Source organism: Spongisporangium articulatum (genome assembly GCF_044465595.1).
GTDB lineage: Bacteria > Actinomycetota > Actinomycetes > Actinomycetales > Kineosporiaceae > Spongisporangium > Spongisporangium articulatum.
Genome location: NZ_JBITLV010000001.1, coordinates 880,121 through 891,782, shown reverse-complemented (window position 1 = coordinate 891,782; position 11,662 = coordinate 880,121). Strand labels below are relative to the sequence as shown.

General features: G+C 69.6%; 13 protein-coding genes and 1 tRNA gene. 3 read left to right on the top strand and 11 right to left on the bottom strand.

The features are described 5' to 3' along the window. Window positions 1-55: 55 nt before the first annotated feature. Entirely contained in the window at window positions 56-529 is a 474-nt protein-coding gene (locus ACIB24_RS04290; RefSeq protein WP_398275626.1) for a GatB/YqeY domain-containing protein, read from the bottom strand. 38 nt (window positions 530-567) lie between these two features. Here ACIB24_RS04290 and ACIB24_RS04285 point away from each other — a divergent pair, with 38 nt between their 5' ends. From ACIB24_RS04285 to ACIB24_RS04275, 3 genes are all read left to right on the top strand, one after another. Next, on the top strand, window positions 568-1,458 hold the full coding sequence (locus tag ACIB24_RS04285) for a metallophosphoesterase (protein ID WP_398275623.1): 891 nt from the start codon (window positions 568-570) through the stop codon (window positions 1,456-1,458). Window positions 1,459-1,512: 54 nt separating this feature from the next. Next, window positions 1,513-1,586, top strand: a tRNA-Pro gene (locus tag ACIB24_RS04280). A 100-nt stretch (window positions 1,587-1,686) separates the two neighbouring features. Then, window positions 1,687-2,694 (top strand): hypothetical protein, encoded by a 1,008-nt coding sequence (locus ACIB24_RS04275; RefSeq protein WP_398275621.1) that lies wholly within the window; start codon window positions 1,687-1,689, stop codon window positions 2,692-2,694. On the opposite strand, the gene ACIB24_RS04270 is transcribed toward ACIB24_RS04275, so the two are convergent. From ACIB24_RS04270 to ACIB24_RS04225, 10 genes are all read right to left on the bottom strand, one after another. Then, entirely contained in the window at window positions 2,641-3,810 is a 1,170-nt protein-coding gene (locus ACIB24_RS04270; RefSeq protein WP_398275618.1) for a tyrosine recombinase XerC, read from the bottom strand. The genes ACIB24_RS04275 and ACIB24_RS04270 overlap by 54 nt on opposite strands. Beyond that, complete coding sequence (locus ACIB24_RS04265) at window positions 3,810-4,025, bottom strand: helix-turn-helix domain-containing protein (protein ID WP_398275615.1); 216 nt, start codon at window positions 4,023-4,025, stop codon at window positions 3,810-3,812. The genes ACIB24_RS04270 and ACIB24_RS04265 overlap by 1 nt, the downstream gene beginning before the upstream one ends. Before the next feature lie 119 nt (window positions 4,026-4,144). Next, window positions 4,145-5,242: an AAA family ATPase gene (locus ACIB24_RS04260; protein WP_398275612.1), complete on the bottom strand. Its 1,098-nt coding sequence runs from the start codon at window positions 5,240-5,242 to the stop codon at window positions 4,145-4,147. Beyond that, window positions 5,239-6,372 (bottom strand): bifunctional DNA primase/polymerase, encoded by a 1,134-nt coding sequence (locus ACIB24_RS04255; protein ID WP_398275609.1) that lies wholly within the window; start codon window positions 6,370-6,372, stop codon window positions 5,239-5,241. The genes ACIB24_RS04260 and ACIB24_RS04255 overlap by 4 nt, the downstream gene beginning before the upstream one ends. Continuing rightward, complete coding sequence (locus tag ACIB24_RS04250; protein WP_398275606.1) at window positions 6,369-6,680, bottom strand: hypothetical protein; 312 nt, start codon at window positions 6,678-6,680, stop codon at window positions 6,369-6,371. The genes ACIB24_RS04255 and ACIB24_RS04250 overlap by 4 nt, the downstream gene beginning before the upstream one ends. Next, window positions 6,677-7,051: a hypothetical protein gene (locus ACIB24_RS04245; RefSeq protein ID WP_398275603.1), complete on the bottom strand. Its 375-nt coding sequence runs from the start codon at window positions 7,049-7,051 to the stop codon at window positions 6,677-6,679. The genes ACIB24_RS04250 and ACIB24_RS04245 overlap by 4 nt, the downstream gene beginning before the upstream one ends. Window positions 7,052-7,215: 164 nt before the next feature. Next, entirely contained in the window at window positions 7,216-9,549 is a 2,334-nt protein-coding gene (locus ACIB24_RS04240) for a cell division protein FtsK (protein WP_398275600.1), read from the bottom strand. Window positions 9,550-9,605: 56 nt separating this feature from the next. Then, a complete protein-coding gene (locus ACIB24_RS04235; RefSeq protein WP_398275597.1) occupies window positions 9,606-10,421 on the bottom strand; it encodes a DUF2637 domain-containing protein in 816 nt (271 codons plus the stop codon). Between the two features lie 31 nt (window positions 10,422-10,452). Then, window positions 10,453-10,932 carry a hypothetical protein gene (locus tag ACIB24_RS04230; RefSeq protein ID WP_398275594.1) on the bottom strand — a complete coding sequence of 160 codons (480 nt, stop codon included), beginning with the start codon at window positions 10,930-10,932 and terminating at the stop codon, window positions 10,453-10,455. 46 nt (window positions 10,933-10,978) lie between these two features. Next, a complete protein-coding gene (locus ACIB24_RS04225; protein ID WP_398275591.1) occupies window positions 10,979-11,641 on the bottom strand; it encodes a hypothetical protein in 663 nt (220 codons plus the stop codon). Window positions 11,642-11,662: the final 21 nt, after the last annotated feature.

Genomic DNA, 11,662 nt, shown 5'->3' with positions numbered 1-11,662 from the left:
CGGCGGCCTGTTCGGCTGACGACGGCCGAGGGGGAGGGCCCAGGTACGGCCCGAGCTACATGCCGAGCTGGCGACGGACCTCGGCGGCCACCGCCCCGCCGTCCGCCTTGCCGTCGGTCTGCGGCTTGACCCGCTTCATCACCGCGCCCATCGCGCCCCGGCCGGTGGCGCCGTCGGCCGCCGCCGCCTCGACCGCCGCGGTGACGAGCGCGGCGATCTGCTCGTCGGACAGCTGCTCCGGCAGGTAGTCGGCCAGCACGTCCAGCTCGGCCCGCTCGCGGTTGGCCAGCTCCTGACGGCCGGCGTCGTCGTAGGCCTGCGCCGCCTCGCGGCGCTTCTTGGCCTCCTTGGTGACCACCGTGGTGACCTCGGCGTCCGAGAGCTCCCGCGCCGACGTCCCGGCGACCTCTTCCGCGCGCACCGCGGTCAGGACCATCCGGATGGTGGCCGAGCGGACGGCGTCCCGGGCCTTCATCGCGGTGGTCAGGTCCGACTGCAGGCGGGTCTTCAGGCCAGGTGTGGTGGACATGACGGCCATCCTCGCACCACGGATGGGAGAATCCGACGATGCGCCCTCTCACCGCCACCGCCCTGGGCACGTTCGGCCTCGGGGCCGGCGCGCTGGCCTGGTCGGTGCTCGAGGCGGAGACGATGTTCACGCTGCGGCACGTGCGGCTGCCGGTGCTGCCGCGCGGTTCCGCGCCCGTTCGCGTGCTGCAGGTCTCGGACCTGCACCTCGTCCCCCGGCAGCTGCGCAAGATCGCCTGGGTGCAGCGGCTGGCCGCGCTGGAGCCCGACCTGGTGATCAGCTCCGGCGACAACCTGGCCTCCGTCGACGCCGTGCCGAGCGCCCTGGCCGCCTACGGGGACCTGCTGTCCTTCCCCGGCGTGTTCGTGCTCGGCTCGAACGACTACTTCGCGCCCAAGCCCAAGAACCCGGCCCGCTACCTGCTGCCCTCGGGCGGGCGGAAGCGGATCGTCGGGGCGCGGCTGCCCGTGGGCGACCTGGTGCGCGGCTTCGTGGCCGCCGGGTGGTCGGACCTGACGAACGCCCGTACGACGCTGAAGGTGGGCTCGCACCTGCTGGAGTTCGTCGGGGTGGACGACCCGCACATCAAACGCGACCGCTACTCGGCCGTGGCCGGGGCGCCCGACCCGACGGCCACCCTGACCGTCGGGCTGGTCCACGCCCCCTACCGGCGGGTGCTCGACGCCATGACCCTGGACGGGTGCTCGCTGATCGTCGCCGGCCACACGCACGGCGGCCAGCTGCGGGTCCCGGGCTTCGGGGCGCTGGTCACCAACTGCGACCTGCCCCGGCAGCAGGCGTCCGGGCTGTCCCGCTGGGGGGCCTCGTACCTGCACGTCTCCGCCGGCCTGGGCACCTCCCCCTACACGCCCTTCCGGTTCGCCTGCCGCCCCGAGGCGACGCTGATGACCCTCGAACCGGTGGCCTGACAGGTATCGATTCGGAACGGCGCGGGTGCCTCGGCTAAGCTGCTCAGGCTCCACCGGGGTGTGGCGCAGCTTGGTAGCGCGCTTCGTTCGGGACGAAGAGGCCGCAGGTTCAAATCCTGTCACCCCGACTCACGTTCTCGCAGGTCAGAGGCCGATTCCGCCACACGGCGGGGTCGGCTTCGGACGTACTGAGTGACTAACTGAGTGACTAGAGCCGGGGGGCGTTGGGTGTTGGGTGTTCTAGTCACTGCCGTAGTGCCGCCAACTCCCACGGTCACCCTTGGCCCAAGCCTGCGGCTGGTCATCCCCAGCGCAAGCACTCCGGCCCCGTCGACAGCGCACGGGTTCTGGTTCCAGTTCTTTACCTCATCCGGCTTCGGCGGCTTGATGGCTGTCGTTGCTGCCTCGATCGCGGGCGTACTTACGTTCGTACAGTTCCAACATTCACGACGGAAGTCAGAGGAAGATCGTTGGTGGGATTCACTTACCTGGATCTATGACCGCTCCATCCCTAGGGACGGTGGACTTTCCCCCATCCCACGCGAGGCCACCTATTCAATGCTGCTCGCACTCAATGAGAAAGTTGATCGCGGAAACACGATACAAGGCGAAACCTTGACTTCTATATTGAAACTATTCAAGATAGAAGACGCGAAATCGGAAGAGTCGAACGAACGCCCCGACGGAGCACCTGAAACTCGACATCCCCCGTTCTCCGATCCGGGAATTGCACGCGCACTCGCAGATTCCCTTTCCCGGCAACTCAAAAGTAAAGGCTTCGGCCAAAACGCGGAGGCGATAGCCTCCGCGCATAAATACGAAGAATCCGTTGCCGCCGCCCTCGGGCGAGCTTACGCAATTCTAGGCAGGCGCCCTATCATTGGCGGTGGCGACCTTGACTCTAAGCCTGATCTAACAGTCCTCACTGACGAGGTCAACATCCTGGTCGAAGTCAGATACTCGCCAAATCGACTTGTGCTGACTTGGGAGCATCTCCAACGTGCGGTCGCTCAGATGACTTCTTTTGCTCGTCTTATGAGTAAAGCCGATCGACCTGTCGCGTCCCTGATCGTCTCGAACGTTGACATCGCCCTGAGCGCCAAAGAACGCTGGAAAGGCGAGGACGGATTATTCTTCGCTATTTGGCGCGATCAAAATGATGATCGTAACCTAGCTCGCATTCTACGAGACGTCTCCGACTGGGGAAAAAATCGAGTCCATAATACGAGCTCCTGATTGAATCACTGGTCGAATCTGCTTGCGGTACACGAGTTCGGTCACAGCTGTACTGCTATGACCAACCAGGCGGGAAATCTCTTCGAGCGGTACGCCGCTGTCCGACAGCAGCGAAACGAAGCTGTGTCGCAGCTCGCGAGGCGTCCAATCTGACGGCGCAACTTCAGTCGCCGATCGAATCGCGGCCCGGAAATCTCGGCGAACATGTGAAGGATCGAGCGGCGTTCCAACCTTGGACGCGAAGACCAGGCCGCGGTCGCTCCACGATTCCCCTGCGGCCTTGCGCTCAGTGTTCTGCGTAGCCCTCTGCCCGTTCAATGCGTCAACGCATCGCTGCGGAAGGGCCAGCGTGCGACGCGACTTCTTGGTCTTGGTATCTCCACCGCGCCGGACTGATCGCCACACGGCAATGTGCGGAGGCACAGGTGGTTCGGCGCCCGGATCGCCATTCAGGTCGACGTGATCCCACGTCAACGCACGCAGTTCCTCAGTCCGGGCACCCGTCAGGAGCGAGACGACGACGTAAGGGCCCATGCGGGTGCCCTCTGCTGCTCGGAGCACAGCCTCAGCCTGGGCCAGCGTGAGCGCCTTGGACGGACGTCCCGGCTTGCCTTCGGGGACCGAGCACAGCTCGACCACGTTCCGCTTCACCTTGTCGCGTGCCATTGCCCGGCGTACGGACCGATTCAGGCAGGCTCGAATCTCCTGCAGGCTGCGGGTACTCAGCTCCGTCGTCTTGGACGCAAGCCACTTGTCGACGTCCTCGGCCGACAGGTCGCGGAGTCTCCGCGCCCCGAGGTTCGGGATGACGTGCGTCTCGCTGAGGCTCCGGTACTTGGCGACGGTGTTGGCGTCGCGGCCGTTCAAGCCGTAGGTCAGCCAGTCACGCACGGCCTGCTCAACGGTGTAGTCGGTTGGCGCGATCGCTAGACCGTCGTCCAGGTCGCGAAGAACCTCTTTGAGCTTGGTCTTGGCCTCGGTCTTGGTGCGCCCGCTGCCCCGCTTCACGATGCGCTTACCGGCCGGGTCGAACCCGAGGTGAGCGGTTGCGATCCATCGCTGACGGCGAGCGTCCCAGTGCAGGCCGCCGTCCCCACGGCTGCGCCGTGCTGCCATCAGGCGGCCTCCCTCTCCAGCAACGACAGGTACTCGCGGATAGCCGATGCCGGGATCAGTCGAGCACGGCCCTCCTTGACCGACCTGAGCCGACCGCTCCTGATCAGTTCGTAGATGACGGTGCGGCTCAGCCGAAGGAGCTGCATCGCTTCCTCGACTCGGTAGAGCAGCGGGATCAGGTTCTCGGCTCCATCTGCTGCCGACGTAGTGCTCATGGTTCCTCCCGAGGTCGTGCCGGATGGGGACAACGCGTGTTCCAGAGGGGACGGGCGCTCATCGCGAAACCAGTGGTCAGCGCGATTCAGGGTCAGGTGGGACAGCGGAGTCAGAGGCCCTACTCGCCCGCGGGTTCGGTGCCGGGGATCGGGGCCGACCCGGGCATGGGTGCGGTGTACTTGCCGCCAATGGAGGGGTGGAGCTGTCCGGCCTCGGCCATGCGCGCACACGTGCGCTTCACGAGGTCGTAGCCGATGCCGGTGCCCTCGCTGATGGCCTTGGGGCCGAGCGGCGTCCGGGATTCGGAGACGTGGGTGAGGATCGCAGCTCGGGTGGCGCCCATTTCGGCGGCGGCGGCCGGGCCGTTCATCTTCAGCCAGCGTCCGGTCTCGGCTTCAAAGGTCAGCGGGAGTTCAGCCTCGTGGACGTCGCGGCCGGTGACGTGGAGGATGCCGTCTCCGGTGCCCCGGGCCCGCTTCAGGACCAGGGTGGCGTCGGCGGCTCCGGCGATGCCGTTGGTGCCGGAGACCTCTTGGAGGAAGTCCTCGGACCCGGCCTTGCGGACGTGGTGGATCAGGACGATCGCGATGCCGTAGTGATCGGCGATGGCCTTCGCGCGGCCGACGGCGGCGTAGTCAGCGTCATAGGCCGACATGCCGACCGGGACCGGCCCGCGGACCTTGGCGAAGACATCGATGACGACCAGGCGGGCGTCGGGGTTGTCGTCCAGCCAGGCCGCGATGGCGATGTCGCCCCCGGCGGGGAGGGTCGGCCACTCGGTGGCGATGAACAGCCGCGACGGCGGGGTCGCCTCCCCGAGGAGCTGGCTCATGCGGGCTTTCAGCCGCCGCGGGGTGTCCTCCAACGCCAGGTAAAGGACCGGTCCGGGCCGGACCGGGATCGCGCCGAACGCTTGGCCGCCGGTCGCGACGGCGATCGCCAGGTCGAAGGACAGCCACGACTTACCGACCTTGGGTGCCCCGGCCAGCAGGGTCAGGCCCTCACACAGGACGCCGGGCACGGCCCACTTCGGCGGTGGGAAGTAGGTGTCCATGAGCCGGGCCGCGGACCACAGGACCGGCCGGAACCGGGGACCGGCGTCCCCGTCGACCGCGACCAGGCGGCGCGCCGGCCCAGGGTTGCCGAAGGCACCCGCCTCGGCGTCCTGCGGCGAGGTGCGGGTCTCGGTGGGCTCAGAGGTGGGTTCGGTGGTCACGCGGCGGCTCCCGGCATCGTGGCGGCGGTCTGGGGGGCGGTCTGAATCGGCTTGGTGGGCTGGGTGATGGTGCGGGGGCGCTTGGCTCCGGCGCGCAGGCCGGAGGCGATGGTCCGGGCGATCTCCTGGGGCTCGAGGCCGACGTCGAGGGCGGCGGCCTCGAGGATCTGGGTCACGTAGTCGGGGTCGAGTTCGCCTCCGGCGACGAGTTGTCCGAGGGCGATGGCGGAGTGGTAGAGCGCGTCGTTACGGCCGCCCTTGGCCGCATCGGTGATGCGGTCGAGCTGGCCACCGATAGCGGCGTCGAGGTAGCGCGAGGACCGTCCGGGCTTGCTCTGCGCGGTGGTGAGCTGGACGGTGGTTCGCCCGGTGGGGATGGGCTTGGGGGTGAGCCGGTCGGCTAGCCAGTCGGGCAGGGTGGTGACGGGGATGTCGGCGCCGACCTCGTAGCGGTGCCCGTTCACGACGGTTGGCGGGGCCACGACGTAGCCGCCTCGGGCGCGGGTGTCGATCAACCAGCCGAGCGTTCCGGCGGTGTTGCGGATCGCGGTCTGCTCCATCGCCTCGCGCACGGTCCGCAGGCCGGATTCCATAGCGCGGTTGGCGTGCGCTACCGGGTAGGCGAAGTACAGGTGAGCTCCGCCGGAGCCGGTGCATACGGTCCAGGTGTCGAACGGCCACGGTTCCCCGGCGTCGGCGGCCAGGGCGGTGAGGACGTCGGAGCCGTCCACGATGCCCGGGCGGTTCCACTCCGGCGGTGGGGTGGGGACGACGCCGTGGCGGTCGGGCTTGGGGACGTCGAGGTCCAGCACGACCAGACCGGAGGGGCCGCAGGCGATCCCGATGCCGTAGGGGCCATCCGGGGTGATCGTCTGCCAGGCGCGCATGATGCGGGCCGCGTCAGTGGTGGCGCGTTCCTCCCACGTGACGTGCCGTCCGGCGCGGCGGCACTTCACATCGGCCCGGTAACCCTTCTCGCGGCCGGAGTCGGTGCAGCGGTCCTCGGTGTGGGCTGGGAAGGCGGGCCGCTTGTCACCCGGGCGCAGGGGGAACACGTGCCAGCCGCGTTCGGCGTAGGACAGGGCGGCCGGGATCAGAGCGTCCCGGCGCGGCATGCCGATGGGGTTCATGCGGCCCTCCCGGTGGAGTTGGTCGTGGGCTTGGCTGTGCGGATGCTGGGCCGGTTGGTGTTGGCCATGAGCAGTCGCCACAGGTCGGGGCGTCCGGCGCGAGTGAGGGCGTGGCACAGCGATCCGGGCCGCACGTGGAGGCGGGCGGCGGCACCGACGTGGGTCTCTCCGGTGGTGGCCATCCAGGCGACGTCCTCCACGAACGCCGCCCGCCGGGCCAGCCGGACCGGGCTCGACTCGCTCAGCTCGCTCGACTCGTCCCCGGGCATCGGGGTGGGCGCCGGGGTGGGCGTGGTGTCGGCGGTCATCGCTGCCCCCGCTCGTTGCGGTCGTGGTTGGGAGGTGTGGTCCCGGGGCGGTGCTGCCCGGGGGCGCGCGGGCCGGTGCGTGCGTCGGTGGCGCGGTGGGCTTCGGTGCGGATGCCTCGGAAGTGGTTGATGATCTTGCGGCCGATCCGGAGTCGGCGGCCGGTGTGGTGGCAGCGGGTGCAGGTCCGCTTGCCGCGCCCGTAGCCGACGAAAGTGCCCAGCCAGGTGACGAGTTCGCCGTCTCCGCCGCAGCGCCAGCAGACGCCGAACGGCTTGATCCAGCACAGCAGCAGGTACCAGAGCAGGTAACCGAGAGTGATGATCGTGAGGGCGGCTGCGAGGGTGCCAGCAGCTCCGAGGTGTGTGTTCATGTGGGCCTCCGGGGCGGTGTCGGACCGGTCTTTGGCATGGCTTCGCTAGCTGCTAGGCCGCAGGTGGTTTCAGGTGTGGGGTGCTAGCGGAGGTGCTAGCGCTAGCAGTCGGGCCCGCTAGCGCTAGCAACCTCCATCGGGGGTGTTGCTAGGGGTGGGTGTCGCTACGCAGCGTGTCCACTGCTCAGACCGTCAGCGTCACCGTCGTCGGGCTTGCTCCTCCCCTGGTCGCGGTTGGTGGTGCGGTTGTTGATGGTGGTGAGGACGTCGGCGCGGGTGATGCCGCGCTTGTTGACGGTCTTGCCGTCGATGCGGCGCCCGACCTGGGCGACGGCGATCCGGTGGGGCTTGACGGCGGCGGTGAGCTGCTCGGACTCCCACCCGCCGTAGACCTCGGGCCGCAGCTCGGCCAGGCCAACGACTAGGTCGGCGTTCCACGCCTTCTCCTGGTCGGCGGGCCAGACGGTGAGCAGATCGGCGAGAAGGTCGACGCTGGAGACGGTTTCGCGCTGGACCGGGGCCTCGGGCAGCGTCCCGGCCTTCCCGCGCAGCACCATCGCGGTCGCGATCATCTTCTCGGCGGCGGCGGTGTCGACGTAGTACGACCGGTAGGAGCCGGGCTTGCCGAGCCCGACCGCGATCCCCCACCCGGCCTCGACCACGGGCTCGAATACCGTTGCCCGGTAGCCGTTCTTGTACATCGACGTGCCCAGGATCATGTCGTTCGCGGTCTGGTCGGCCACCGACAGGCAGAATCGGGTGTTCACGTTGCGGGTGATCCCGGTCGGCAACGAGTCCTTGTCGGGGATTTGGGTGCCGATGATCAGGATCACGCCGAGGGCCCGGCCGAGCTTGATCACGGCTTCGGCGTCCTCCCCGGCCTGCTTGCCGTGGACCTTGTGGGTAAAGAGATTCTGAACCTCGTCGGTGAACACGACGAGGGGGTGCAGGCCAGAACCATTCAAGGAGGCCAACTCTGGGGTGACCTTGTTCTCCGGGCACATGCCCTTGGCCGCGTAGAACGCGATCCGCTTGGCGCGTCGCTCGCACTCCGTCCGCAGCCACTGGTACATGGCCGCGCACGCGGCGATCGTCGCGTCATCGAACCCGTTCCCGTACTCCGTGGCCACCGGCTCGATCGGCCGGAAGTCCCCGACACCCTTCAACTCGTAGCCCCGGATCTCGACGCGGGGGTCCATCGCGGCGGCCAGGACCAACAGCCGCAGCGCGAACGTCTTACCCGAGCCGGGCTGGCCACCGAACAGCCAGTTCCGGGACATCAATGCGGCCAACAGTGTGCGCTGACGCGGGTCAGTCCCGAACGGGAAGTCCTCGAAAACGTCCACCCGCTTGCCGGTCTCAGCCGCCCGCAGCAACGGCCACACCGGCTGCGGCATCACCGACGCGGGCTCATAGCCAACCCACAAGGCCAGGCGGCCGGGGTGCGACCGGTCGGTCTCGGGCCACACCTGGTCCAGCGGCAGCCGCAGCGCCGACGCCAGCCGCCCGCGGCGGGCGATGACGTCGGTCGCCTCGACCCCGAACGGCAGGTCGACCACGGCCAGGTGGCCGGGGCCGTCGCGGTGGATCTCGGACGGGAACGACAACGCGGTCGGGTCCTTCGCGACGGCCTGGTTGATCCCGGCCAGGCCGAGGGACATCAGCCCGCGCCGCACCAGGTCGGCGGTCAGCTTCCGGTACACCCGGCCCTCGATCACCCGGTCGGTGATCCGCCGGTCCTGACCCTGTCCGGCCTTGGCCAGCACCGGCACCAAGACCACGGCGGCCAGGACCTGCACCCACCAGACGGCCAGCAGCACCAGGGCCGCGAGCCCGGCCGCGGTGGCCATCAGGGTCGGGACGGTGACCCACCACCGCCAGATGGCCTGCCGCTGCCGCTGCCGGTCCAGCTTCAACCAGGTCTCGGCGTCGCCCCGGGTCGCGGCGTGCTGCCGCAGGCCCCAATTGCCTTCCTCGGCCCACGCCCACCGGATCAGGCGGCCGGTCGTCTTGGCCACCCCGACCGGCGCCCAAACGGCGGTCTTGGCGGCGTACTTCGGGGACCGGGTGCCGTGATACGTAGCCACGTACGCGCCGTAGCGGACCCACCAGCGCGCCAGCAGGTACAGGTTCGACCGCGACCGCGCCCACTCCGGAACGATCGGCTTCGACGGCCCCTTGCGGCCACCCGGACCAGGTCGACCCTGCGCCAGGACGGCGGCCGGGACCGCCCCCTGCTCGGTGTCGACCGGGCGGCCCTCGGCCGAGATCTCGACCAGGACCGACTCCCGGTCCCAGAACTCGTCACCCTCGTCCAGCTCGTCGCCCTGGTCGTCGGACTGGTCGGCTGCCGGGACGGCAGCCGGACCGGTCTGCGGACCGTCGTCCGGGCTGGTCTGGGGGTTGGCCGAGGGGTTGGTCTGGTCCGGCTCGTCGGCCGGGCCGCCGAACCCGCTGAACTCGGACCCGTTGGACTCGTTGGACTCGTGATCACTCATGTCTCGTTGCCTCCCTGCTCTCGCTCAGACGTCGTGGTGTCGGCTGGCCCGGCCGGTCAGGCGGCCAGCTCGGCGGGCTCGACCAGGACGTCGGTCGGGCCCTCGTTCTGGGGCTGGTTCTCGGCCTGGTTGGAAGGGCCGGCCGTTTCGGTGGCCAGGTAGCGGCGCACGGTCCGAGGGGCGCATCCGGCCTTCTTGGCGATCTGCTCGACCGTCCAGTCCGGGTGCGCGGCGGCCAGCTTCAGGACCGTCGCCTTGTAGGTGGTGCGGCCCGTGGGACGGCCCCGCTTGCGCGCGACGGGACGCGGGAGCGGCTCCTCAGCAGGCGCCGAATCCTGACCATCGGTGCCAGCGACAGCACGGGCATCCGAGGGCAGCGCGGGAACGGTAGGGACGACGGCGGCGGCCTCGACCGGCGCGGCGGACTCGGCCGTCACGGCGGCGGTGTCGGCGGCCACGGCCTCGGCCGCGTCGCGCAGTCGGGCGCTGATCTCGACGAGGCTCACGGAGGCGACGACGACCAGGCCGTCGACCGACAGGGGCAGCAGGTGCGCCGACGTCGAGGTCTCCCCGTAGCGCAGGGCCACCGCGACCATGTGCCAGTACGACACCCACGCGGCGATGCCCGCGATCGTGGCGGTAGCCGTCATGCGGGCGGCGGTCAGGGCGGGCCGGTGGACGGGGACGCGGCTGATCAGCTCGACCGTGAGCAGCAGCGCCAGCGGCGACCAGGCGGCGATGGCGCGGCCGACGACGTTCGGCTGTGCGTGTAGGACGTTCGCCGCGACCGATGCGGCGACGGCCAGGGCCAGGACGGAGCGCACGAAAGTGCGCACCCGGTAGAGCTTCTGAATGTTCTGAGTCGTGGTCATTCTGGTTACCTCCGTAGGCTTGTTGGGCTGCTCAGTCGCAGATGCCGAACACGGCGCCGACCTTGGCGGCCAGCTCGTAGGAGCCGGGCTCCAGGTAGATCGGGCGATGGTTCGCGGTGCGGCCCCAGTGCTCCAGCCGGGCGGCCGAGCCCTCGGGGACGACGACGGTCCACACGAGCTGGTCGTCCGCGGGCTTGCGGCGGAACAGGACCGGGCACCTGCCGATGGGCACGAGCACGTGGGAGTTGGCGCCGGTCCGGGCGAACAGGGCATCCGGGCGGGTGATCGTGATGAACGGGCGCTGCACGGTCCCGAGGCCGCTGTAAGGGCGGCCCGACGTCGGCCGCACGGTCTCGACGTCGACCGGCGGGATACGGGTGATGAGGATGTCGCCCTGCCGGTCCGGCACCAGCTCCGGCGCCACGACGGGCTCGGGCAGCTCGGCGGTGCGCAGGTCGGTCAGGTCAGTGGGCAGGTCGGCCAGCAGGTTGTCGAGGTCGTGGGTGTTCATCTGGTCCTCCTTGATGGACGGGACAGGGCGCGGTGCGGGTGGCTGGTCACGTGGCTCGGCGGGTGGCGGCGTAGACGTGGGGCTCGACCCGCCAGGAGCTGGCTTGGGCGGTCAGCGGGTCGGGGTCGGTGGCGATCTCCCCGTACAGGCCGTAGCGGGCCGGGGGGGCGCCGCCCGGGAACAGGCCGAGACGTCGGTGGTGGCGGTGTGGGGAGGCGTCGACCATCAGCAGCAGGTACCGGCCATCGGCCGGGCTCCGGCGGGCCAGTAGGGGGCAGGTCCAGGTGGCGATCAGGCGGCCGGGGTTGCCCGGGTCGGCGGCCGGGTTCGGCCGGTCCGCCCGGCCGGTGTGCGCCAGCTCGAAACCTCGGCGGGCGGCGAACGCCGCCCACTCCTGACCGAAGCCCTCCTCCGCGCCGTCCAGGGACAGCCGCCGGACCCGACGCTGGAGCCGCTCAGCCCGCGACCACGGGATCTGCGGGCGGGCGATCTCCGCCAGGACGGCCGCCGCGACCCGCACACCGCCCCAGGCGACCACCACGACGAGGAAGGCGAGCCCGCCGAACTTGACGGCCAAGAGCGGGAACTCGACGCTCAGCCACGCAGTGGCGATAACGACGTGCACGAACAGGAGACGGGGCATCGCCACAGCGGCCAGGGCTCCGGTGAACACCAGGACGGCGGCGAGGACGAACGCGAGGAAGCTCACGAGACGGACTCCTTTCGCTGA